Consider the following 23,965-nt stretch of genomic DNA (forward strand, 5'->3'; position numbering starts at 1 on the left):
GCTCATCTGAGTCTTCGTCTAACAAATGCATGCACAAAAAAGAGCCTCGTCGAACGAGACTCTCAATTAGCCATCCTCTTCCGTCTTTTCACGAACGAGAAGGCGATGAATAAAACATAAAACGGAACAGCGATGAACCAAAACGTCGGCCATTCTTTCCAACGGGCGAACATCATATAGGTCACGTAGACAAGACTGATTGTAATGATGAATGAGTGACGTGGCAGTGGAACATCTTTAAAGCTCGGGATACGGACGCGGCTGACCATCAACAGGGCGAGCCCTGTGAAGAAGATGGGCGTCAACAGTTCGCTAACGCGATCACCGAACGTCGTGATGACAGCGAGGAGACCACCTGCGGCCGTGATCGGGACACCAGAAAAATAACTTGCTGCAACGTTCGTCGCAGATAAATTGAAGCGCGCCAAGCGATAGGCACCGAATAACGGGAAGAGTGCCGCGAAAAACAATCCATAATTGCCGTAATCAATAAAGAACGTATAATAAGCGAGCATCGCCGGGGCGACACCGAATGTGACGATATCAGCGAGTGAGTCCAATTCTTTTCCAAAATCGCCAGCGACGCCGAGCATACGGGCGAGTCGTCCATCCAAACTATCGAGCATCATTGCGATGATAATTAACAGTGTGGCGTTAGAGAAGTCACCACGTGCGGCGTAGACGATCGCGACGACACCACAAAATAAATTTCCGAACGTAAAGGAGTTTGGAACCCACGAACGGATGCGTTCTTTCCACATAATTTTGCCCCCAGTGAGGTCATTGGCTGAACCAGTGACCGTTTGTAAATTGCAATAAATCTTTAGGTGTTAATTCGATTTGATAGCCACGCTTTCCGGCAGAGATGATAATCGTCTCTCTCTCCTGAGCTACCTCGTGTAAATACACAGGGAACGGTTTCTTCGCTCCAATCGGAGAGACGCCGCCTCGAATGTAACCGGTCAATGTCTCAAGTTCTTTCATGGGAACAGGCGATGCTTTCTTCGCCCCCCAAGCTTTTGCGGCTGCTTTTAAATCAATGTCACGCTCTCCAGAGATGAGAAAGAAGGCGTATTGCTTTTTCTCATTCATGAGACAAATCGTTTTATACAGATCCTCGAGCGGCTTATTCAATGTCATTGCCACATGCTTGGCCGAGACATCGGTTTCATCCACTTCGTACGTATGGTAGGTGAACGGGATTTTCTTCTGTTTCAACTGCCGAGCGGCGTTTGTCAGTTGCATCTGACTCATCCTTTCGTGACCGACTTCTTTTAGAATAGCAAATCAACCAACTTCCCGGCAATTGAACTTCAAAAAACTTTTCAGTAAAGGAAGGAATTTGACGGAATGACGAAGAAATGAACAGTGATTCATTTTTGGAGGGGGAATAAAAGTGGAAACGATTCAATTGACGACACACAATGGGGTAGGTTGGTTAAAACTAAACCGACCTGAAAAGCTGAACGCCTTGAATGAGACGTTGCTTCGTGAGATGAAAACGGCAATCGATGAATTTGAACAGGACGACGCGGTTCGCGTCATCGTCCTCGTCGGCGAGGGGCGGGCGTTCTCATCGGGACAAGATTTGACGATTGAGAGCGATGCAGACTATGGGGAATATTTAGAAGATGTGTATCATCCACTCGTACGTGCGCTTTTCTCATGCCGCAAACCGCTGATTGCAGGGATTCATGGCGTTGTCGCAGGAGCAGGACTCAGTTTGGCACTCGCGGCAGATGTTCGAATCGTCGCTGAATCGACGAAGTTCAGTTCGGCGTTCATTAAAATCGGGTTGGTGGCGGATGCGGGCGGTCCGTATCACTTGCGTCGACTCATGCGAGACGATCTCGCGTTAGATTGGCTCTGGAGTGGCAGTACGATTGACTCGGAAGCCGCACGGACATTCGGGCTCGTCACCGAGCTCGTGGAAGATGCGAGATATACGGAGCGATTGACTTCATATGCGGAGTCGCTTGCTGCGAAATCAGCGGTCGCTGTTCAAGGGATGAAGGCGCTCATGCGAGCCACTTCATTTGAAGAAGGATTGAATGAAGAAATCGAGTGGCAAAGGAAGTGTGGGGACACGGACGTGCACCGTCAGGCGATGCAGGCATTCTTGATGAAATAAAAAAGCGGCCGCGGCCGCTTTTTTACGTGGTTGATTTGGCTTCGAACTGGAAGCCTTTTTGTTGCCACGTTCCGTACTTCCAACGGCGGAACGCGAAGAATCCGCGGAACCATTCATCGAGAGAGAAGGCGAGCCAAATCCCAAGGATGCCGAGTCCCATTTGAAGACCGAACAAGTAGCTGAACGCCACGGCGACACCCCACATCGAGGCGATTCCGATCATGACCGGGAAGCGGACGTCCCCAACGGACTTCAACGATCCCATCAGGACGATGTTCATGGCGCGACCCGGCTCTAAAATGAGCGTTGCCCATAAGATCGGCACACCGACCGCGATGATGTCAGGGTTTGACGTGAAGAGTCCGAGTAGCGACTCGCTGAACACCGCTAAACCAAGAGAGGCGATGAACGAGGCGAACATGGCAATTTTCAATGTCTTGACGGCGCGATGGTACGCCTCTTTGAAACGTTTGCCTCCGATATCTCGCGCAATCAAGAGCTGTGTCCCTTGCGCGACAGCGACGGTGAACAAGAAGGCGAGCATCGACAAGTTCATGACGTATACGCGAGCGGCGAGAGAGGCTTCCCCCATCGTCGCGATGAATCCGGTGATGATGATTTGGGATGCCTGATACGACAAGTTCTCTCCGGCAGATGGAACGCCGATTTGAAGGAGTGACTGGATGTCATCTTTCTTCGGACGAATCACTTCTTTTAACGGGAAACGGATCATGAGCTTCTGTTTGACGAGCCAGAACAAGAGAATCATGGCGGCGAATCGTGCAATCACGATGGCCCAAGCGACACCGGCAACGCCAGTGACCGGAAGTCCGAACCAGCCGGTCACGGCAAAGATGGCTCCGACGGCGGTGATGATATCGATAAGAAGCGTCGCGAGCATGGCGTGCTTCGTCATCCCATGACTTCGGAGAATCGAACTGAGCGCCATGATGAGCGCTTCGGTGAATAACGACAAGCCGACGATTTGTAGGAACAACAGTCCGTGCGCGAACAGTTCGTCCGATAGTCCGAACAGGCGTAAGAACGTCTCACCGAACAAGAAGATGACGACGACCATGATCGCACCGAGCCACATGTTCAAACTGACGGCGGAGCGGGCGAAGTCACGACTCTTCTTCATGCGCTGTGCCCCGATGGCTTGACCGATCAAGATGGTCGCCCCGACAGACGTCACACTGAAGACGATCAAGAACACGTTTAAGATTTGGTTGGCAACCCCGACGGCCGAAGCGGCGGCGTCTGAGTAGTGAGCGAGCATCAATGTGGCGATGATTCCGGTTCCCATGTGGAGGGCGAGTTCGATGAAAATCGGCCACGACAGTTTGAACAGGGTGAGCTGTTCCGTTTGTTTCGTCTGCATGTAGTGTATTCTCCCTTTTCTCTATAATTCTTTCTGTTAACTATTAATCTTATAAAAATGTCAAAGGTCATCTTACTCCTTATGAAATGAAAAAGAAAGGGGTTTGCTAAATTATTTTCAACAAAAAAATCACCCGAAGAGATCAGGTGATTTTCGAATTTATTTCAATTTCAGAATAGCAGCACTGAATGGTGCGAGTTCAATTTCGAGTGAGTCGAGGTCACGGTCATGCAAGAGGTCCGTGGCTGCTCCTGTATAACCGAGCGGATTCAGTTTCGAAGCAGAGTCCGAGTTGTTAAAGTAGACGAGATACGTTTCATCTTTCGTACACCGCTCGATGATGACGGCATTGTTCGCATCGTCGACTAGGTTGAAGCGATACGAGCCGGCATTGGCGAGTACAGGGTGGTCCTTACGAAGCTGGATGAGCTTTTGAATGTAGCGGAAGAGGTTGCGGTCTTCTTCGGCTTCATCCCATGGCATACAGCGACGGCAACCCGGGTCTTGTTCGCCTTCAAGTCCGATTTCGTCCCCGTAGTAAATACACGGGCTACCCGTATACGTTAGCATCGACGTCATCAAGAGTTCGAACTTGCCTTTATGACCTTTCGCCCGCGTCAACGCACGAGGAGTGTCGTGCGAATCGATCAAGTTGAAGGTGACTTCGTTGACGTTCATCGTGTTCATCATCTCGACTCGCGTCAGTTCGTTACGGAACTCAGAAGCAGTTGTCCGGTCGAGGGCGAAATAGTTCAAGCTCGCATTCGTGAACGGGTAGTTCATGACGGCATCGAACTGATCACCTTGTAACCAAGGTTGCGCATCGTGCCAAATCTCCCCGAGGATATAGGCTTCCGGGTTCGCATTTTTGACGGCCTTGCGGAAGTCACGCCAAAACGCATGGTCGACTTCGTTGGCAACGTCTAGACGCCATCCGTCGATGCCGAACTCTTCGACCCAGTAACGGGCGACATCTAATAAGTAAGCTTTTAACTCAGGATGCTCGGTGTTGATCTTCGGCATATTTTTTTCAAAGGCAAATGTATCATAATTTGGCTTCGGTTCTGTCGCAATCGGGAACTCGCGTAGATAGAACCAATCGCGATACTCAGAAGCTGGTCCGTTCTCGACGACGTCTTGGAACCATGGGTGATGATATCCGACGTGGTTGAAGACGGCATCGAGCATGATTTTGATTCCATTCTCATGTAACAAGTCGACCATCTCTTTAAATTTCTCTTTCGTCCCGAACTGTGGATCGATTTCCATATAGTCGAGCGTGTCGTACTTATGGTTCGTCGTCGCTTTAAAGATTGGACAGAAGTAGATGCCAGTGATCCCGAGTTCGACTAAATGATCGATATGGTCGATCACCCCTTGGAAGTCGCCACCGAAGAAGTTCGTCGTCGTCGGCTCTGTCGAGTTCCATGGCAACGTCTCTTCTGGGTTGAGTGATGCATCGCCATTGGCGAAACGGTCTGGGAAGATTTGATACCATACCGTATCCTTCACCCAGTGTGGGGCATGGAAGATATCGATCGGATTGATGAACGGTACACAGAAGTAGTAGCCTGTGTCATCAAGCGGTTTTTCTTCGAACCATCCTTTTTCCGTATAGACGGCCGTCTCTTGGCCATCGTTCAAACGGAATCCGTAACGAAGGCGTCGGAACGGTGGCTTGATGGCGATGAACCAATAGTCATAGGCATCGTCGAACCCGATTTTCTCCATCGGGGTTTCATATGTACGCCAATAGCTCGGTTTGTCTGGGTCAAAGTTCCACATCGTTGGATCTTCTGCGTGCCAGTCGTAAGGGTCGTTCCAAATCAAATCAACGGATTCGATATCGCCACGTTTCGTATGGAAACGAATATGAATCGTCTCTCGGTCATATTTGTAGACGAACGGGGACATCGCACGGTGATAAATCGCTTCTTTCATCATAAGGAAAACATTCCTTTCTCTATAGGGGATGACATCATTTTACAACATCGAGAATCAAAGAGAACAGATGTTGTGAAAACGTTTGCTCAAGCAAAGGGTAATAAAGCGTTTACATTTTGTCAATTGCTGAAACGCTTAAAATACGATGAATTTAAACAACAAATTTAAAAATTACATAAATGGGTCAACAGACGTAAAAAAAGTGTAAAAAAAGACTTGTAAAACGCTTTCACAACTGTATAATAATAATTGAGGTGAGGATGCAAACGTTTTCACTACCGTGTCAATTTCGTAGCGGAGTTTTTCAATTGACATGGTCGTGCGATTGCGCAAATCTGACCATACTATTTCCTTGGGGAGGTTTTTCATCATGAAGATGAAAAAAATGGTAGCAGGACTTTCAACAGCAGTATTCGCTTTCGGTGCACTCGCTGCATGTGGTGGCGGAACGGACAACGAATCTTCAACAGATAACGCGGCTTCGAATGATAACAAGCCTGAAAAAATCGTCATCTGGGAAGATATCGAAAAGTCTGAGACAACGAAAGAAGTTGCGAAGAAGTTCGAAGAAGAGAACGGCGTAAAAGTGGAAGTCGTCGAAGTACAGATGACGGATCAAAAAGACAAGCTTGCCCTTGATGGCCCAGCTGGTAAAGGTCCAGACATCGTTCTTGTACCACACGACCAAATCGGTACAATCGCTGACCAAGGTCACTTGGCACCGCTTGCTGATGAGAGCGTGCTCGACCCGTTCACGGATGCTGCGAAATCAGCAGTTATGTTTGACGGTCAAGCTTACGGATACCCGAAATCAGTTGAAACACCAGTTCTTATGTATAACAAAGATTTGATGTCTGAAGCTCCAAAATCAATGGACGACCTTTATAAGTTGTCAAACGATGTGAAAGCTGACGGACAATACGGATTCCTCGCACTTTGGGATAACTTCTACTTTGCACACGGTGTTGTCGCTGGATTCGGCGGATACGTGTTCAAAGAAGACGGTGGCGCACTCGATCCAATGGACATTGGTTTGAACAACGAAGGTGCAGTCGAAGGATTCGAATACATCGGTAAATGGTACCAAGAAGGTCTATTCCCTAAAGGATTGATCGGTGAGTCTGGTGGCCAAGCGATGGACCAACTCTTCACTGAGAAGAAAGCTCATTCAGTCATGAACGGACCATGGGCAGTTGCTGGATACACAGATGCTGGCGTAAATCTTGGTGCGGCTCCAATGCCTACACTTCCGAACGGTGAGCCAATCAAGACGTTCATGGGTGTGAAAACATATGCCCTTTCAGCTTACACAGAGAACCAAGAGTGGGCTGAGAAGTTCCTTCAAGAGTTAACAAATGAAGAAAACTCATTGGCAATGTTTGAAGCATACAACGAGATCCCACCAGTAGCAGCACTCGAATCGAACGAGACAATCACGTCGAACGAAGTTGCGAAAGCGGTATTTGACCAAGCAACAAACGCAATCCCAATGCCGAACATTCCTGAAATGGGACAAGTTTGGGAGCCAATGGCACAAGCACTTCAACTTGTAGCGACTGGTAAACAAGATGCACAGAAATCTGCAGACGATGCAGTGAAAGTCATCGAGCAACAAATCCAAGCGAACAACCAATAAGGAATTGAAATGACGGGGTACGCCATACGGCGTTCCCCATCATTTTCTAGCATTGAGCAAACGTTTGCTTGATTGATTTGCTCAAATCGAAAGGAGAAACTGAGGATGGCTGCAATTGCGAACCCTAAAACACCGGACCAACGTCCGGACAAGCCAACAAACCATGCTCGGAACGCGGGACTACTTTCCATCATTCCGGGACTCGGACAGGTATACAACAAACAATACGCGAAAGCGGTAGCGTTCTTTATCGTCATCGTATCTTATTTTGCCGTAAACTATGATCTATTTTTCAAAGGGGCGGGCGCCGGACCAGGTGACCGTGGAGGACTTTGGGGATTGATCACGCTTGGTGAAGTGCCAGGACCTCGTAACGACCACTCCATCTTTTTGATGGTCGAGGGGATTGTCGCGTTAATTTTACTATTCTTCGGAATTGCGTTCTATGTTTGGAACATTCGTGACGCCTATCGTGTCGGTCGCGCTCGTGATCAGCATCTAAACCTTCCATCGTTCCAAATGCAACTGCGCAACTTGCGTGATAATGGATTCCCATACTTAATGTTAATCCCATCACTCATTTTGTTAGTGTTTACAGTTATTCTTCCATTGATCTTTACGTTCTTGATCGCCTTCACGAACTATCGCTATAACAACGCACCACCAGCGAAACTCGTCGAATGGGTCGGATTCGAGAACTTTACGCGTATTTTTGAAATCGATATCTTCCGTGACACGTTCGTCGGGGTACTCGGATGGACACTCGTTTGGACGGTCGCTTCAACAACAGGTGTCATCGCAATCGGGATCTTCCTTGCGGTACTCTTGAACCAAGAAGGACTTCGTTTCCGCCGTTTGTTCCGTTCAATCTTGATCCTTTCATGGGCAGTACCGGCATTCATCACGATCTTGATCTTCCGTTCGATGTTCAACGAATCGTTCGGGGTGTTCAATACGACGATCTTGCCGGCACTCGGTCTAGATCCAGTAAACTGGATGACCGACCCGACAGCGACACGTACGGCGCTCGTGCTCATTCAATGGTGGCTCGGCTTCCCGTTCATCATGACACTTATGACAGGTGTCTTGCAGTCGATTCCTGGTGACTTGTATGAAGCGGCAACGATTGATGGAGCAACCATCTTTGATAAGTTCCGTTTGATCACGTTGCCAATGCTCTTGTTCGCAACTGCGCCAATCTTGATTACGCAGTTCACGTTCAACTTCAACAACTTCAACATCATCTATCTCTTTAATGGCGGTGGCCCTGCTGTACCTGGACAAACGGCCGGCGGTACCGACATCTTGATTTCTTGGATTTACAAATTGTCCCTCGGTGCCAACCCGCAATACGGACTTGCGGCTGCGATCACACTTATCTTGTCATTCTTCATCATGACACTTGCCGTGATCCAGTTCCGTCGGACAAAATCTTTCAAAGACGAGGATATGATCTGATATGAAAAAACAAAAACGAATCAATTTGGCGATCTCGTATGTCATCTTGACGCTTGCGTCGATCATCATTCTCTATCCGATGCTTTGGGTCGTCGGAACGTCGTTCAACCCAGGGCGTACGATTACGTCAACCATCATTCCATCGAATCCGACATTTGTTCACTATAAAAACTTGTTTGACCTAACGATTTCAGATTATAGTTTATGGTATGTGAACACGTTGAAAATCGCTTTCATTACGATGGCACTCTCTGTCATCTTGGTCACGATTACTGGATACGTCTTCTCACGCTACCGTTTCGTAGGACGGAAGAACTCGCTCGTCTTGTTCCTCGTCCTTCAGATGGTGCCACAGTTCGTTGCGATCATCGCGATTTATGTATTGCTCAATATGCTTAACCTTCTTGACACACATACAGCGCTCATCTTGCTCTATGCAGGTGGTGCGATTCCGATGAACACGTACTTGGCGAAAGGGTACTTCGACACGATTCCAAAAGAACTTGACGAAGCAGCCCGTATGGATGGTGCTGGTCACCTCCGAATCTTTTGGCAAATTATATTGCCACTTGCGAAGCCGATTGTCGCAACGATTGCTCTCTTTAACTTCATGGGACCATTCAACGACTTCATTTTGGCATCGCTCGTCCTTCGTTCACCAGAGAAACAAACATTGGCAGTTGGTCTTTACAACATGATCTCGAAACAGTTCGATAACAACTTTACGTTATTCGCGGCAGGCGCTGTCCTTTCAGCCCTTCCAATCGTCATCTTGTTCTTCATGTTCCAACGCTACTTCGTTTCTGGCCTCACAGCGGGTGGTACGAAAGGATAATACTCGTAAAAGGAGGAAGCGATATGAGGCGAGGCGTCGTGCTCGTGCTCCTGTCGCTTCTTTTGTTTCCGACTGTCGTCGGGGCAAAGGAAGCCGCTACTTGGGAACAAGAACGCATGTATTTTATTATGGTCGACCGGTTTGTTGACGGAAATCCGGACAATAACGAACAGGTGGACAAAGATGATCCAAAAGCCTTTCATGGTGGAGATATTCGTGGGGTCATCGAAAAGCTTGACTATATCGAATCACTCGGCTTCACATCGATTTGGTTGACGCCTGTTTTTGAAAATATGCCGGACGGCTATCACGGGTATTGGATTAAAGATTTTTATAACATCGACCCACAATTCGGGACGAAAGAAGATTTACAGGAGCTCGTCGATGAAGCGCACAAACGAGACATGAAAGTCATTCTCGACTTCGTCGTCAACCATGTCGGACCGAATCATCCTTGGGTGGAAGAAAAACCGGACTGGTTCCATGAACAGTTACCGATCGTATTCTGGAAAGACCAAGAGCAAGTTGAGACACATTGGTTGTTTGACTTGCCTGACTTCAAAACAGAGGATCCGGAAGTCAAATCGTATTTGATTGACGCGGCGAAGTATTGGATTAAAGAGACGGAAATTGATGGATACCGCCTTGATACGGTTCGTCACGTCGATCAAGCGTTCTGGAAAGACTTCGTCGAAGGTGTCCGCTCAGTCGACCCGGACTTTTACCTACTCGCTGAAGTGTTTGACCCGGACCCGAAATATGTCGCGCAGTATGATGACCTCGGGTTCAACAGCATCACGAACTTTACATTCTATGACCGCGTATCGAAAACGATGACGCAACAGCAAGCAAACGTCGACGAAATCGATGTTGCTGCTAGTTATGCCGAAACATTTTTCAAAGACCCGAATCAAATGGCGACGTTCCTCGATAATCACGATGTGGAGCGTTTCACTTACCAAGCAGAGGCAAACGGAGTCGAATCTGCAGAACGCCGACTGCGCCTTGGACTCTTTGCGCTTTATGCATCACCTGGAATGCCGATCGTCTTCCAAGGGACAGAGAATGCTCAAAACGGTGGAGCCGACCCGGCGAACCGTGTCATGACAGAATTCCCGGGAAATGAAGATCTACATGAATACGTCGCGACGATGAATCGCATGCGAGAAGAGTATCCGGTCTTTGCGACAGGTGAACAGCGAATGATTGCTTCAGAAGATGGAATGGCTGTCTTTGAACGAAAAGACGGCGATGACGTCGCCTTATATGCCATCAACATGAATGGTGAGGATCGAGAAATCGAAATTGATGTCAGTGAAATCGGGGAAGACAAGAGACTTCGCGGCCTTTTATTCTCGCAACTGGTCACAGATCAGCGCGGAACGTTTACAATTGAACTATCCGGCGAAAGTGCGAACGCTTACATCGTGGAGGAATCATCGGTCAATCCGTGGATGATGGGACTACTCGTCATTACGATTCCGATTTTCTTAACGGGTTTGGTCATGTGGAAGCGACGCAAATAAAAATGAAACGCTGAAAGACATGTTTGGAATTCACGGAAGCAAGGGGGAACACCATGCAAATCACAATTAAAGATGTGGCGAAACATGCGAACGTGGCACCGTCTACGGTATCGCGCGTCATCGCTAACAGTCCACGAATCAGTCAAAAGACAAAAGAACGGGTCAGAAGTTCTATGGAAGAACTCGGGTATCACCCAAACATTCATGCGAGAAGTCTTGCTAACCGTTCGACACAGTCGATTGGTCTCGTCATGCCGAGCGCGGCAACAAAGACGCTTCAAAATCCATTCTTCCCAGAAGTGCTACGAGGAATTAGCACGAAAGCGCATCAGAATGGATACTCGCTTTATATGACGACAGGTGTCACAGAAGAAGAGGTCTTATCCGGTGTCATCGAGATGGTACAAGGACGCCGTGTCGACGGTGTCATCGTCCTCTATTCACGGGAAGACGATCAAGTCGTTCAATACTTACGTCAAACGAAGTTTCCGTTCGTCGTGGTCGGGAAGCCGTTCGGGGACGCTTCTTCCATCACATACGTCGATACGGACAACTATTTGGCAGGTCGTGAAGTGACGAAACACCTTTATAACTTAGGTCATCGTCGCATCGCCTTCATCGGGGGCTCGGATAAACTCGCCGTCACACAAGATCGTCGGAACGGATATGCGACTGCTCTCATGGAGGCGGGCATTCCGGTATGCGAAGACTATATCGCCCGGGCTGAATTTATGACGAAGGGCGGCGCGAAGGCCGTCCGTGAACTGTTACAAAATGAGGAACCACCAACAGCCGTCGTCGTTAGTGATGATATGATGGCACTCGGCGTCATCAGCACATTAAGCGAGATGGGTCTCAAAATCCCAGAGGACGTCGCGGTCGTCAGTTTCAATAACGTGTATATCGCGGAACACTCGAACCCGCCACTCACGTCGGTCGAAATTAACATCTTCGGTCTCGGTTTCGAGGCGACGAACTGCTTGATCGAACAAATCAGTGATAATGCGCCTCCTTATGGGAAGCGTGTCATCGTGCCACATTACTTGGTCGTCCGCCAATCATGTGGGCAGAAGAAGAGTAAGGCAACCGAAGCATTCGAATCGAATTCTTGATTTACCAGACGATTTCGCTAGAGCGGGGTCGTCTTTTGCATATCCGTTTGATTGAAGCCGTCTGATGTAGGGAATTTCTTTCACGAAGGAATTGAAATCGAAAGGATGGATAGAGATGAGCGAAAGACGATTTGTCGGGACATTTGATACGAAAGAAAGCCTATTGTCAAAAATTAATGAGCTGAAAGAAAACGGCTATGATGAAGGGGAACTATTTGTCCTGACGGAGCGGGATGAAGCCGTTCATGTCCTTAAACGAGAGACGGACCTAAACGTAGAAGAAGGTGACACATCCTGGCTAGACAACCTCAACGGAGGGGGAAGCGAGGATCAGGATACGAAACAGGCGCTCACCGATCTTGGGATTGCAGACGACGAAATCGAACAGGCGCATTCAGACATCAAGCAGGGAGGATACGCCCTCGTCATCGACGAACCGGACACGGGGTTCAATGATGGACTAAGTGCCGTATTCGAGGGGCACGAAGCGAATGCGGCGTTTGGGGACAAGAAAGAAAATTAAAGGTGCAATCAAACTGTCTCAAAGAGAGGCAGTTTTTTCCTTATAAAATGTGACGAAAAAAAGAAAGAAAAATTTTTATGCAAACGATTGCATTATTGTATCAGTTGTGTAAAATGGAAAGTGAGATTAAATACAGCGCTTTCATAGACAAACGGTTGCATGAACTGATTGTCCGTCGAAGGTAGCCTTGTAGAGAAAAAGGAGTGGCAGACAGATGAAACGATTGTTTGCAGTCGATGAATGGAAAGTAACAGAAGAAGGTCTTCACCCGAAGGAGAACCGTCTAGCAGAATCACTTACATCGCTCGGAAATGGGCATATGGGGATGCGAGGAAACTTTGAGGAAGATTACTCGTTTGATACGCACCAAGGATTCTACGTGGCGGGTGTCTACTACCCGGACAAAACACGTGTCGGTTGGTGGAAGAATGGATACCCTGAATACTTTGCCAAAGTATTGAATGCGACAAACGTCATCGGTCTCCGTGTGGCGATCAATGGTACGCCGGTCGACTTGGCGAAATGGGAAGTAAAAGACTTCACGCGTGAGCTCGACATGCAACGTGGTGTTCTCACACGAACGTTCACCTTGATGAACGGAACAGAAGAAACGAATGTGGAAGTCGTCCGATTCTTCTCAATCGTGGATAAAGAAATCTTGGCAATCCGTTATAACGTGACACCGATTAACTATGAAGCGAAAATCGAGTTCACTCCATATCTAGACGGCGATGTCGAAAACGAAGACTCGAACTACGATGAGAAGTTCTGGTTACCGGTCGACCGTGGTGTGGAAGAGCGTTTTGGTTTCGTCACGACGAAAACGAAAAAACTCGACTGGCATGTCACGGCATCGATGATCGCGGACGTTGAGGGCGCACGTTGCGAAGTGCTTGAATCGACAGACTTGTTCGTAGCAAATACATTCACAGTCAACGTGGCTGCCGGTGAGACGGCGACTGCCTATAAATATGTATCGGTCGTCACAAACCGCGACTACGAGGTTGAAGCGTTGCAATCAGTTGGGATGACACGTGTCGAAGCGGCATTCGAAAAAGGTTTTGAGACACTTCTTGCGGAACAGACGGAAGCATGGCTCGCACGTTGGAAAGATGCGGACGTTCGGATCGATGGAGATATCGAAGCGCAACAAGGGATCCGTTTCAACATCTTCAACATGTATCAGACGTATACGGGTGAAGATTCACGTCTTAACATCGGTCCAAAAGGATTCACAGGCGAGAAGTACGGCGGTGCGACATATTGGGATACAGAAGCCTACTGCCTCCACTTCTATTTAGCGACAGCGAAACCAGAAGTCTCATGGAACTTGCTCAAGTACCGTCATAACCAATTGCCACAAGCGAAAGAGAATGCCGTGAAGAATGTCGGCATGGAAGGTGCGCTTTATCCGATGGTCACGATGAACGGGGAAGAGTGCCACAACGAGTGGGAAATCACACATGAAGAGATTCACCGTAACGGTGCGATAGCTCATGCCATCTTTAACTATGCAAACTTCACGGGTGACAAGTCGTACCTTGGACAATATGGATTGGAAGTATTGGTCGAAATCTCGCGTTACTGGGCTAGCCGCGTCAACTTTGTCCCGCACAAAGACGTGTATATGATCCTAGGCGTCACAGGTCCGAATGAATACGACAACAACGTCAACAACAACTGGTACACGAACTTGATCGCCGCGTGGACACTCGAGTATACGCAAGAAGTGTACAACTACTTGAAAGAAACAGAACCTGCACGTCTCGAAGAGCTCGTGTCGACACTCGGTATCACGGACGCTGAACTCGCGAAGTGGGCGGACATTCAAACGAAGATGTACTATCCGAAAGACGATCTCGTGCCAGATGTCTTCATGCAACAGGACGGATTCATGGATAAAGAGCAGATTTTGGTGAAGGACCTCGATCCAAAACATCTTCCACTCAACCAAAACTGGTCATGGGATCGCATCCTTCGTTCGAACTTCATTAAACAAGCAGACGTCCTCCAAGGACTCTATACGTTCGGTGACCGCTTCACGGTCGAACAGAAACGTGCAAACTTTGACTTCTATGAGCCACGCACGGTTCATGAGTCGAGCTTGTCACCATGTGTCTACTCGATTATTGCGGCAGAAGTCGGTTATGAGGACAAAGCGGTCGAACTGTATCAACGTTCCGCGCGTCTTGACCTCGATAACTATAACAATGACACGGAAGACGGCTTGCACATCACATCGATGGTCGGTTCATGGATGTCCATCGTTCATGGTTTTGCGGGAATGCGGATTCAAGAAGATACGCTCTCGTTCAGCCCGATGACTCCGAAGGATTGGAACGGCTACTCGTTCAACATGCTCTGGCGTGGCCATCACTTGACGGTCACATCATCGCGTGAACAAGTGACAATCAAGCAAACAGGTGGTACAGACGTAACGATTCACGTGTATGGAAATGCAGTAACGGTTCCTGCAGATGACTCGATTACAATCGAAGCAGTGAAAGCGTGACCATTCGCTTCATATGAACAAGTCGACTTCGGTCGGCTTGTTTTTGTATGAAAAACTTATCGGGTTTCCTGCATATTTGCTGTATGCAGCATGAATAATCTATGATATCTTGATTCTTAGCTATTTTGAGAAAGGGGAGTTGAAGCTTGACGGAAGCCGTTAAAGAACATACACGAATCGGGGTTGTCTCGATCATCGGAGGATTGTTCGTTGCCTTATCCATGACATTATTTTTAATTCCAGCCGGCGTCTATTCGACAGGATTTACGGGCCTTGCCCAAATCTTGACAGCACTACTAGCCGGTACACCGTTTGAACTAGGGGAAGGGCTTTGGTTCTTTATTCTGAACGCACCGTTACTCGTCGTCAGTTACTTTATGCTCGGGCGGAATATGATGATTCACACGCTTGTCAGTGTCGCCTCGGTCACCTTGTTCATTCGCTTGCTTCCGCAATCGCAGCTCCTCTCGGACGACCCGCTCTTAAACGCCGTCTTCGGCGGTGTGCTTTTGGCGATCGGTTCAGGGATTACGATTCGATACGGAGCCTCGACAGGTGGCTTTGACATCGTCGCATTGATTTTGGCGAAATTCACGAACAACTCGGTCGGGGTCTATCTCTTCTTGATGAACATGATGATCGCCCTTGCTGCAGGTGCCTTGTTCGGGTGGCCGACAGCGCTTTATACGATCGTTTTCTTATATGTGACGTCAAAAGTGATCGACGAGATATATACAAATACACAGCGTCAAACGCTCTTTATCGTAACGAATCACCCGGATGAGGTGACGAAAGAACTTCATCAGCACGTGTTCCGTGGTATCACGCTCATGCCGGCAATCGGGACATACTCGAAAGTCGAGAAAGCGACGCTCATGATGGTCGCCCAACGACACGAGGTGCGTGAAATCACACGCATTTGTAAAGATGCGGACCCATCCGTTTGGATCAATATCTTGCCGACAGAGGACGTCGAAGGAACGTTCCGTCGCTAAATTAGCCCCTACTGTGCAAGCAGTAGGGGTTATTATATATGTATGACATAAGACGGTTTGGGGAGGATGCACGAATACAAAAACAGAGGCTATTCATCCTAATCAGGAAGAATAGCCTCTGTTTGATAATGGTTCAGTGCTAGTCGGTGCTTTCGTTATGCCTTGATGCCAAGTTTCTCTTCTAGGAAGAGGGCAATCCCGTCATCCATGTTCGAAGCCGTCACTTCGTTGGCGACGCTTTTCAGTTGGTCGATGGCATTCCCCATCGCGACACCGGTCCCGACATAGTCGAGCATCTCGAGGTCATTCTCCTCGTCACCGAAGGCGATGATGTGTTTCCGGTCGATATTCAAATACTTCGAGACTTCTTTCAATCCGAGTGCTTTTGATGTGTTTTTACTCATGACTTCGATCATATGCTCCGGCATGCGCCACTGACGATTCAAGACAGCCTCTGCATGTAGGTGGTCGAGCTGTGAACGAACAGATGCAACATGGTCTTTCGTCGCATGAATCAAAAGTGAAGTCGGTTCATCTTGGAGATGCTTCAACAGGTTGCCAGATGTGACGCTGAGCGCCCGCTCCGCATAGGGACTATAAAATTCTTGCGGGTCTTTTTGGAAGTAGACATGGTCGGTTACTTCGACGACGATGTTGTGTGCTTTCGTATCCGCAACTTCCTCGATGATATCGTGAGCGGTCTTAAGTGGGATCGGTCGGTGCGTGACCGCATAACTCGAATCTTTCGGGTGATGCACGAGGGCACCGTTGAAATTGACGAGTGGCGTCGTCAGGCCGAGTTGTTCATAATACATGATGGAGTGACGTTTCGGTCGTCCTGTCGCAATCATGACCTCATGACCGGCTTCACGAGCCGCTTGAAGAGCGCGGAAGTTGCGCTCGCTAATTGTTTTATCATCTTGTAATAACGTTCCATCTAAATCAACTGCGATTAAATAACGTGACATCAGTCATCCTCTTTTCTTCACAATGATGTTTCTACGACCGTACCACATTTTTTGATTTGACGGAAAGAATATACAATCGATGTCGCATTTTCCTGTCGAACAATGCTATACTAATGTCGTATGAATTTTTACGAATCATCTGTGAGATGGAGGGGACGTACAATGCGTTATGTAGTCACATTGTTCTGGGCGATTTTGCTCTCGAATACAGCGGTGTTTATCATTTCTGCTGTAGATGGAGTAGAATACAACGCGATGATCGCAACTGGTTTTGGCGTGATCATCACAATCTTCGTTGCACTTCTCGATGTCATGAATCAAGACATGGGAATCAGCGACGTTGCACAAGAGAAGTAAGCCGTCTACAATCAAACTGACTCGCGCATGAGTCAGTCTTTTTTCTTATATCGATTTTAGAGGAGGACGTCACATATGAAAAATCCTGAAAAACGCGCGAACTTCATCACGTTCGCCATCATCGGTGCAATTATCGTCATCGGAATCGCTTTATTATTCGTTCTAAACGGTAATGATTCAGACGATGGTGTCAACGCCGTCACGGCAGAGGAATTGCAACAACAGTTAGATCAAGATGGCGAGGTCGTCGCCTATTTCTGGCAAACAGGCTGTGAATATTGTGAGCAAGTAAAACCATATGTCGAACCAATGATTGAAGAGTATGACGCGGTATCGATCAACTTGACCGACCATAACGTCTGGGAAACATATGGCATTCAAGGAACACCGACTCTCATTCGTTTTGAAGATGGAAAAGAAGTCGGTCGCATTGAAGGGGCAGTCTCTGAACAACAATATGAGACGTTCTTTAAGAATGAGGAGGCAAAAGAGGAATGAAGCGTCGTTTCTACCAAATGTTATTTGAGCTGAACGCCTCACCTTGGATTGCCACACGTCTCAAACGTTTCGCAGAATCAGGCGCAAGTCGTCACTTGATTCCATCGTTCGCAAAAGTGTATGACATCGCTGTCGATGAAGCGGACCAACCTTTACAAGTGTATCCTTCACTTCACGCATTCTTTACCCGTCATTTGAAGACAGGGGCACGTACGATTGATGAATCAGCCGATACCCTTGTCTCCCCGTGTGACGGGAAGCTGTCGGTCATCGAGGCGATTTCGGAAGACAGCCGCTTTGAAGTGAAAGGTCAATCATACACGCTCGCGGAATTGCTCGGTTCACAACAAGAGGCGAGACGTTACGCAGGTGGTACGGTCGTCGTGCTCTATCTCAGTCCACGGGATTATCACCGTGTCCACACACCACTCTCGGGTCGCGTCCTTAGCCACTATGAGCTCGGGGACCGTTCGGCACCGGTGAATGAGATCGGATTGACAGAGACAGTGCGCCCACTATCTCGTAACTATCGTCGTGTGACTCGCTTTGACAGTCCGGCTGGGACGTATGAGCATATCATGGTCGGGGCCCTTAACGTCAACACGATTGAGTGGACGCTCGAAGGAGAGCAGGCGAATAAAGGACAGGAAGTCGGATACTTCTCATTCGGCTCGACCGTCGTCCTTTGTTTTGAGAAAGATACAATTCAAATGGACCATCAAAAAATCGGTCCGGTTCGGCTCGGTGACGTCATCGGGACGATCAAAACCAACTAATTTTGCATCAATTTTCTTCCGACCGAACGATACACTAGTCGTTTGGTCGGTTTTCGTTTACCATAGAAGGGATATCAATACTTGTATAAGTAGTTGAATCGTTTAGCTAATTGGAGGAATTTTACGTGTTTAATCGACTTTATCCGAAGCAGTTCGTCGCATCTGTGTTTGACATCGACTTAGAAGAATTGAAAGACCGTGGGGTACGCGTCATTATGACAGACCTCGATAATACACTCGTGGCATGGGATGTCCCTCATGCACCAGAGCTTTTATTGATGTGGCTTGAAAAAGTGAAATCATACGGTTTCGATGTGATTGTCGTATCAAATAATAATGAGAATCGTGTACGAACGTTTACGGAGCCGCTCGGCCTTCATTATGTCGCTCGTGCGAGAAAGCCTTTGCCAGCCGGATTTAAAGAAGCACTCTCGAAATACGGCTATTCACCGAAAGAAGCCATCTTTTTGGGAGATCAGCTGTTCACAGACGTGCTCGGCGCCAACATGGCAGGCATTCATGTCATCCATGTCCAACCGGTCGTCAAAACGGACGGCCTGGTCACGAAATTCAATCGGATGCTTGAAAAGGTCGTTTTCGCCCATATGAAACGTCGCGGGAAGTATGTATTGATCACGAAAAAAGTGGAAGAACTCGCCGTCGACGCACAGCGTGCAAAAGTCGCGGTCGCCGAGAAAATTGGTGAGGCCATTCATCCACGTTCCGAAGATTCACATAAAAAAGATGAATAAGACCTCGAACGCACAGAAAGAAGGAGGCTGCCCATGTACGGCGACCAAGGCGTCGGAATTAACGCTTCAGGAGTAGCAGCGAGGTGCTACGGCGAATGAAGAAGGGGAAACCTAAACGGCAGTAAGTATAACTATGGAAGAAACCAAACGATATTGCGCTGGGTGCGGCGTGGCCATCCAAACGGAAGACCCGAACGGGGTCGGCTATGCACCGAAATCGGCACTTGACCGTGAAATTGTCATTTGCCAACGTTGCTTCAAGTTGAAGCATTACAACCAAGTTCAAGATGTGGAGTTATCAGATGATGACTTCTTGCGCATCTTGAACGGCATCAGTTCAAAAGAGGCACTCGTCATCAAGATTGTCGACATTTTCGACTTCAATGGCAGTTGGCTTCCTGGACTTCAACGCTCAGTCGGTTCAAACCCGGTACTGTTAGTCGGAAACAAAGTCGACTTGTTACCGAAGTCGGTCAACCCGAACCGGATGGCGAACTGGATGAAGGCAGAGGCAAAAGAACTCGGATTGAATCCAATCGATGTTCATTTGATCAGTGCGAAAAAAGGACACGGCATCGATGAACTTGCTGAAAAAATTGAGTATTACCGGAAAGGCAAAGACGTCTTCGTTGTCGGTTGTACGAATGTCGGGAAGTCGACACTCATCAATCAGGTGATCAAACGTTTCGGTGAAGAGGATGAAGCCATCATCACCGTCAGTCATTTCCCGGGAACGACGCTTGACTTGATTGACATCCCGCTCGACGATGATGCGAACTTGTATGATACACCGGGGATCATCAACCGTCATCAAATGGCACACTATGTCGATGCGAAAGATTTGAAGACGATCACACCGAAGAAAGAAATCAAACCTCACGTGTTCCAATTGAACCCGCAACAGACGCTCTATTTCGGCGGGTTGGCACGTTTGGATTATCTTGAAGGAAATAAGCGTTCATTCGTCATCTATATGTCGAACGAGTTGAAAGCGCACCGAACGAAACTCGAACGTGCGGATGAGCTCTATGACCAACATATTGGGAAGATGCTCAACCCACCGAACGAAAAGACAATGGAAATCTTACCGCCACTCGTCCGTCATGAGTTCAGCTTGCGAGACGGCGTGAAAACGGATATCGTGTTCAGCGGTCTCGGTTGGGTCGCCATTCACGGAAAAGGTGGTCGCATCGCGGCATGGGCTCCAAAAGGCGTCGCGGTCACACTTCGCGAGGCGCTCGTATGAATCTGGCCGTCATCGGTCACCCGATTGCTCATTCGCTCTCACCCCAACTGCACGAGCAGTGGTTGAGGGCGTCTGGGCTTTTCGGGCGTTATGAGGCGATTGGTGCCACCTTGGATGAACTCCCTGATTTATTTGCAGCGATGCGAGGCGGGGACTGGGATGGATTCAACGTCACGATTCCCTATAAAGAAGCGGTTGTTCAATACGTCGACGAACTTGACGAGGCAGCAAAGCTAGCCGGTGCCGTCAACACCGTGTATAAACGAGACGGACGACTCATCGGGACGAACACGGACGGTGCCGGCCTTGTCCAAGCACTGTTGCCATTCACAGACTTCACAGGACGTGTTCTGATTGTCGGTGCAGGTGGTGCGGCACGTGGGATTGTACAAGCTCTTCCGACACGTAATGTGACGATCGTCAATCGAACTGTCGAACGGGCAAAAGTGCTCTCCGATACGTTCGGAATCGCCCATACGACCTTCGATGAGATCGACATCTCGCAGTATGAGGTCATCATTCAGACGACTTCTGTCGGGATGGACGAGAGATCGACACCACTTTCATTAGAAGGATTACGACAAAACACGGTCGTTTGTGATATCATATATCGTCCACTTGTCACCCCGATGCTTCAAGAAGCCAAACGTCGCGGGGCGAAAATTGTGACAGGGGTTGCCATGTTCGTCGGGCAAGGCGCGCTCTCGTTCGAGAAATGGACGGGCGTAAAACCGGACGAAACCATTGGAAAAAAGTTAATCGAAGGATTATTGGAGGAATAATATACTATGTTATCAGGTAAACAAAAACGCTTTTTACGTGCCGAAGCACACCATCTTTCACCGATTTATCAAGTCGGGAAAAATGGGGTCAGTGAAGCGATGTGTAAAGATATCGCCGATGCACTCGAGAAACGTGAATTGATCAAAGTTCAAGTGCTTCAAAACTGCATGGATACACCAAAAGATGTAGCCGGTGAATTGTCAGAAGGTACACAGGCTGAAGTCGTTCAAGTTATCGGGAAAGTCATCGTCTTATACAAAGAGGCGACAGAGAAAGAAAATCGCCAAATCAAACTCCCATGAGCCGGATCGGCTTGATGGGTGGAACGTTCGACCCGCCACATCTCGGACATCTGTTAATCGCGGAACAAGCGCGTGAACAGCTTGCACTCGATGAGGTGTGGTTCTTGCCGGCTGCGATTCCGCCACATAAGGTCGGATTCAGTTCTGCGGAACATCGAATCGAGATGACGCGACGCGCCATCCAACATCAGTCCGACTTCAAGTTGAACTTGATTGAATTTGAACGGAGTGAGCCGTCCTATACGGTCGAGACGATGAAGCGACTGATCGAACAGTATCCGAATGATGAGTTCTACTTTTTGATTGGCGCAGATTCGCTCGTGTCACTCGAATCGTGGCATGATTATGAGACACTCATTCAACTCGTCACGTTCGGTGCGGTCGCTCGCCCGGGGTCCCGTTATTTGATTCCGGAGAAGGCAGACGTTCGTACGATTGATATGCCACAACTTGAAATCTCATCGACGGATATCCGTGAGCGGGCGAAGCGAGGCAAATCCATCAAATATTTGGTCCCGACGCCAGTCGAGACGTATGTGAAGGAGCAGAAGTTGTATGACGTTTGAAGAAGCGCACGAGTTGATTAAACAGACGCTACCGGAAAAACGCTATATTCACACACTCGGTGTCGTCGAGACGGCGGAGCGATTGGCGGTTCAGTACGGCGAGAACGTCGAAGAGGCTCGTCTTGCAGCGATGCTTCATGACTACGCAAAGTACTTTGATCCGGAAGAAATGCGTCAAGTCGTCATTGAAGAGGGACTTGATTCCAACCTTCTTGAATATGGAGACGAATTGTTGCATGCGCCGGTCGGTGCGATTTTACTGGCTCGTCAATATGACCTTGACGAGGCCGTGCTTTCTGCAATTCGAAATCATACGACAGGAGAGCCTGGGATGTCTCGTCTTGACCAAATCTTGTTCGTAGCTGATGCCATCGAACCGAATCGGGATTATCCAGGGGTTGATCGCCTGCGGGTAGAGGCAGCGCATTCGCTCGAAGGGGCGGTTGTGGCGACACTGAAGCAAACGATTGAATTTTTATTGAAGAAGTCGGTGCGCATTTTTCCACTGACAATTGAAACGTATAATGATTTTGTGAATACACCTTAGGAGGGTCAATATGACTGCAAGAGAAGAATTAGAATTGATTGTAAAAGCGGCTGACGATAAACGTGCCGAGGAAATCGTCGTACTCGACATGGAAGGAATCTCACCGATTGCGGACTACTTCGTCATCTGTCACGGGAACTCAGAGAAACAAGTCGAAGCGATCGCACGTGAAATCAAAGATGTGGCTGGCGAGAACAACTTACCACTCCACAAATTCGAGGGAATGGATACGGCACGTTGGGTCCTCGCTGACCTTGAGAACGTCGTCGTTCATATTTTCCATCGCGACGACCGTGATTACTACAACCTAGAGAAATTGTGGGCTGACGCGCCACACGTCGAAGTGGAAGTCGGCTAATGGCTTACGAAGGATTCGCCTATGTATACGACGAGTTGATGAAAGACGCGCCGTATGATGAGTGGGTCGCTTTCGTGCGTCGTCACGTCCAAGATGGCGCGACACTCGCGGATGTCGGATGCGGGACCGGGTCGGCAACGATTCGTCTCGCCGAACATTACGACGTCATGGGAATCGACTTATCGGAGTCGATGCTCGAAGTCGCACAAGAGAAGGCACTCGAAGCCGAAATCGAGTTGCCGCTTTGGGAACAGGATATGCGTGAACTAGAACTACCGGAACCGGTCGATGCGGTGACAATCCTCTGCGATTCACTCTGCTACCTGCGGGATGAGGCAGATGTGATCGACACGTTCGAATCTGTCTACAATCAACTCAAACCGGGCGGCCTGTTCATCTTTGATGTCCATGCTCCGAACAAGATGCAGACACTCTTCAACCAAAAGACGTACGCGTCAAACGGGGAGGAATGCTCGTATATTTGGTTTGCCGATCCGGGAGAGGCACCGCTCTCAGTCGTTCACGATTTGACGTTCTTCGTCGCGCTTGAAGACGGAACGTACGAACGGATCGAGGAGACACATGAACAACGGACGTATGAACCTGGCCAGTACATGCAATGGTTGATTGGTGCCGGGTTCCACGTCAAATCGGTCACTTCTGATTTCACTGAACATGCACCGGGAGCGGATGCCGAACGCATCTTCTTCGTTGCCCAAAAATAAGGAAGACCCCATCGTAGATTAGCGATGGGGTCTT

The 23,965-nt window shown here is 48.5% G+C and carries 25 protein-coding genes; 20 read left to right on the forward strand and 5 right to left on the reverse strand.

The features are described from left to right. Nucleotides 1-62: 62 nt before the first annotated feature. Together pssA and ybaK are read right to left on the reverse strand one after the other, a co-directional pair. A complete protein-coding gene (pssA, locus tag KNO94_RS08415) occupies nt 63-761 on the reverse strand; it encodes a CDP-diacylglycerol--serine O-phosphatidyltransferase (protein ID WP_031421233.1) in 699 nt (232 codons plus the stop codon). Between the two features lie 19 nt (nt 762-780). Then, nucleotides 781-1,245 carry a Cys-tRNA(Pro) deacylase gene (gene ybaK / locus KNO94_RS08420; RefSeq protein WP_214778837.1) on the reverse strand — a complete coding sequence of 155 codons (465 nt, stop codon included), beginning with the start codon at nt 1,243-1,245 and terminating at the stop codon, nt 781-783. 151 nt (nt 1,246-1,396) lie between these two features. Here ybaK and KNO94_RS08425 point away from each other — a divergent pair, with 151 nt between their 5' ends. Continuing rightward, on the forward strand, nt 1,397-2,131 hold the full coding sequence (locus KNO94_RS08425) for an enoyl-CoA hydratase/isomerase family protein (RefSeq protein ID WP_214778838.1): 735 nt from the start codon (nt 1,397-1,399) through the stop codon (nt 2,129-2,131). Nucleotides 2,132-2,153: 22 nt separating this feature from the next. Here the strand turns inward: KNO94_RS08425 and KNO94_RS08430 are convergent, their stop codons facing one another. Together KNO94_RS08430 and KNO94_RS08435 are read right to left on the reverse strand one after the other, a co-directional pair. Further along, nucleotides 2,154-3,512 carry an MATE family efflux transporter gene (locus KNO94_RS08430; RefSeq protein ID WP_214778841.1) on the reverse strand — a complete coding sequence of 453 codons (1,359 nt, stop codon included), beginning with the start codon at nt 3,510-3,512 and terminating at the stop codon, nt 2,154-2,156. A gap of 159 nt (nt 3,513-3,671) precedes the next feature. Then, nucleotides 3,672-5,456 (reverse strand): glycoside hydrolase family 13 protein, encoded by a 1,785-nt coding sequence (locus KNO94_RS08435; protein ID WP_214778843.1) that lies wholly within the window; start codon nt 5,454-5,456, stop codon nt 3,672-3,674. A gap of 370 nt (nt 5,457-5,826) precedes the next feature. Here KNO94_RS08435 and KNO94_RS08440 point away from each other — a divergent pair, with 370 nt between their 5' ends. The 8 genes from KNO94_RS08440 (at nt 5,827) to KNO94_RS08475 (ending at nt 16,053) form a co-directional block, all read left to right on the forward strand. Beyond that, a complete protein-coding gene (locus KNO94_RS08440) occupies nt 5,827-7,092 on the forward strand; it encodes an extracellular solute-binding protein (RefSeq protein ID WP_214778845.1) in 1,266 nt (421 codons plus the stop codon). Nucleotides 7,093-7,197: 105 nt separating this feature from the next. After that, nucleotides 7,198-8,550, forward strand: a complete 1,353-nt coding sequence (locus KNO94_RS08445; protein ID WP_214778847.1) for a sugar ABC transporter permease — start codon at nt 7,198-7,200, stop codon at nt 8,548-8,550. A gap of 1 nt (nt 8,551) precedes the next feature. Beyond that, nucleotides 8,552-9,385, forward strand: coding sequence for a sugar ABC transporter permease (locus tag KNO94_RS08450; RefSeq protein WP_214739424.1), 834 nt, complete (start codon nt 8,552-8,554; stop codon nt 9,383-9,385). 23 nt (nt 9,386-9,408) lie between these two features. Continuing rightward, nucleotides 9,409-10,911, forward strand: coding sequence for an alpha-amylase family glycosyl hydrolase (locus KNO94_RS08455; protein WP_214778849.1), 1,503 nt, complete (start codon nt 9,409-9,411; stop codon nt 10,909-10,911). A 53-nt stretch (nt 10,912-10,964) separates the two neighbouring features. Then, nucleotides 10,965-12,023 carry a LacI family DNA-binding transcriptional regulator gene (locus KNO94_RS08460; RefSeq protein ID WP_214778851.1) on the forward strand — a complete coding sequence of 353 codons (1,059 nt, stop codon included), beginning with the start codon at nt 10,965-10,967 and terminating at the stop codon, nt 12,021-12,023. Nucleotides 12,024-12,138: 115 nt separating this feature from the next. After that, the gene (locus tag KNO94_RS08465; RefSeq protein WP_214778853.1) at nt 12,139-12,546 is read left to right on the forward strand and encodes a YflT domain-containing protein; all 408 of its coding nucleotides are present in this window, start codon (nt 12,139-12,141) and stop codon (nt 12,544-12,546) included. Nucleotides 12,547-12,760: 214 nt separating this feature from the next. After that, complete coding sequence (locus KNO94_RS08470; protein ID WP_214778856.1) at nt 12,761-15,058, forward strand: glycoside hydrolase family 65 protein; 2,298 nt, start codon at nt 12,761-12,763, stop codon at nt 15,056-15,058. A 146-nt stretch (nt 15,059-15,204) separates the two neighbouring features. After that, nucleotides 15,205-16,053 carry a YitT family protein gene (locus KNO94_RS08475; RefSeq protein WP_214739432.1) on the forward strand — a complete coding sequence of 283 codons (849 nt, stop codon included), beginning with the start codon at nt 15,205-15,207 and terminating at the stop codon, nt 16,051-16,053. A gap of 155 nt (nt 16,054-16,208) precedes the next feature. Here KNO94_RS08475 and KNO94_RS08480 read toward each other — a convergent pair whose 3' ends face one another. Then, on the reverse strand, nt 16,209-17,021 hold the full coding sequence (locus tag KNO94_RS08480; protein ID WP_214778858.1) for a Cof-type HAD-IIB family hydrolase: 813 nt from the start codon (nt 17,019-17,021) through the stop codon (nt 16,209-16,211). Between the two features lie 162 nt (nt 17,022-17,183). Between KNO94_RS08480 and KNO94_RS08485 the strand changes: the two genes are divergently transcribed. From KNO94_RS08485 to KNO94_RS08535, 11 genes are all read left to right on the forward strand, one after another. Then, nucleotides 17,184-17,378, forward strand: a complete 195-nt coding sequence (locus KNO94_RS08485; RefSeq protein ID WP_214739436.1) for a YjzD family protein — start codon at nt 17,184-17,186, stop codon at nt 17,376-17,378. A gap of 75 nt (nt 17,379-17,453) precedes the next feature. After that, entirely contained in the window at nt 17,454-17,876 is a 423-nt protein-coding gene (locus tag KNO94_RS08490; RefSeq protein ID WP_214778860.1) for a thioredoxin family protein, read from the forward strand. Beyond that, nucleotides 17,873-18,652 (forward strand): phosphatidylserine decarboxylase, encoded by a 780-nt coding sequence (locus tag KNO94_RS08495; RefSeq protein WP_214778861.1) that lies wholly within the window; start codon nt 17,873-17,875, stop codon nt 18,650-18,652. The genes KNO94_RS08490 and KNO94_RS08495 overlap by 4 nt, the downstream gene beginning before the upstream one ends. 125 nt (nt 18,653-18,777) lie before the next feature. Then, nucleotides 18,778-19,404 (forward strand): YqeG family HAD IIIA-type phosphatase, encoded by a 627-nt coding sequence (locus KNO94_RS08500; protein ID WP_214739441.1) that lies wholly within the window; start codon nt 18,778-18,780, stop codon nt 19,402-19,404. Between the two features lie 133 nt (nt 19,405-19,537). Continuing rightward, nucleotides 19,538-20,650: a ribosome biogenesis GTPase YqeH gene (gene yqeH, locus KNO94_RS08505; RefSeq protein WP_214739443.1), complete on the forward strand. Its 1,113-nt coding sequence runs from the start codon at nt 19,538-19,540 to the stop codon at nt 20,648-20,650. Continuing rightward, nucleotides 20,647-21,432, forward strand: coding sequence for a shikimate dehydrogenase (gene aroE, locus KNO94_RS08510; protein WP_214778863.1), 786 nt, complete (start codon nt 20,647-20,649; stop codon nt 21,430-21,432). The genes yqeH and aroE overlap by 4 nt, the downstream gene beginning before the upstream one ends. A 6-nt stretch (nt 21,433-21,438) precedes the next feature. Further along, the gene (yhbY, locus tag KNO94_RS08515) at nt 21,439-21,735 is read left to right on the forward strand and encodes a ribosome assembly RNA-binding protein YhbY (RefSeq protein ID WP_214739447.1); all 297 of its coding nucleotides are present in this window, start codon (nt 21,439-21,441) and stop codon (nt 21,733-21,735) included. Then, a complete protein-coding gene (locus KNO94_RS08520; RefSeq protein ID WP_214739449.1) occupies nt 21,732-22,301 on the forward strand; it encodes a nicotinate-nucleotide adenylyltransferase in 570 nt (189 codons plus the stop codon). The genes yhbY and KNO94_RS08520 overlap by 4 nt, the downstream gene beginning before the upstream one ends. After that, nucleotides 22,291-22,848, forward strand: a complete 558-nt coding sequence (yqeK, locus tag KNO94_RS08525) for a bis(5'-nucleosyl)-tetraphosphatase (symmetrical) YqeK (protein WP_214778865.1) — start codon at nt 22,291-22,293, stop codon at nt 22,846-22,848. Before KNO94_RS08520 ends, yqeK begins: the two co-directional genes overlap by 11 nt. 10 nt (nt 22,849-22,858) lie before the next feature. After that, a complete protein-coding gene (gene rsfS / locus KNO94_RS08530; RefSeq protein WP_214739453.1) occupies nt 22,859-23,206 on the forward strand; it encodes a ribosome silencing factor in 348 nt (115 codons plus the stop codon). Next, nucleotides 23,206-23,931, forward strand: a complete 726-nt coding sequence (locus KNO94_RS08535; RefSeq protein ID WP_214696076.1) for a class I SAM-dependent DNA methyltransferase — start codon at nt 23,206-23,208, stop codon at nt 23,929-23,931. The genes rsfS and KNO94_RS08535 overlap by 1 nt, the downstream gene beginning before the upstream one ends. Nucleotides 23,932-23,965: the final 34 nt, after the last annotated feature.

This window comes from Exiguobacterium sp. s22, from assembly GCF_018617455.1.
Classification (GTDB): Bacteria; Bacillota; Bacilli; order Exiguobacteriales; family Exiguobacteriaceae; genus Exiguobacterium.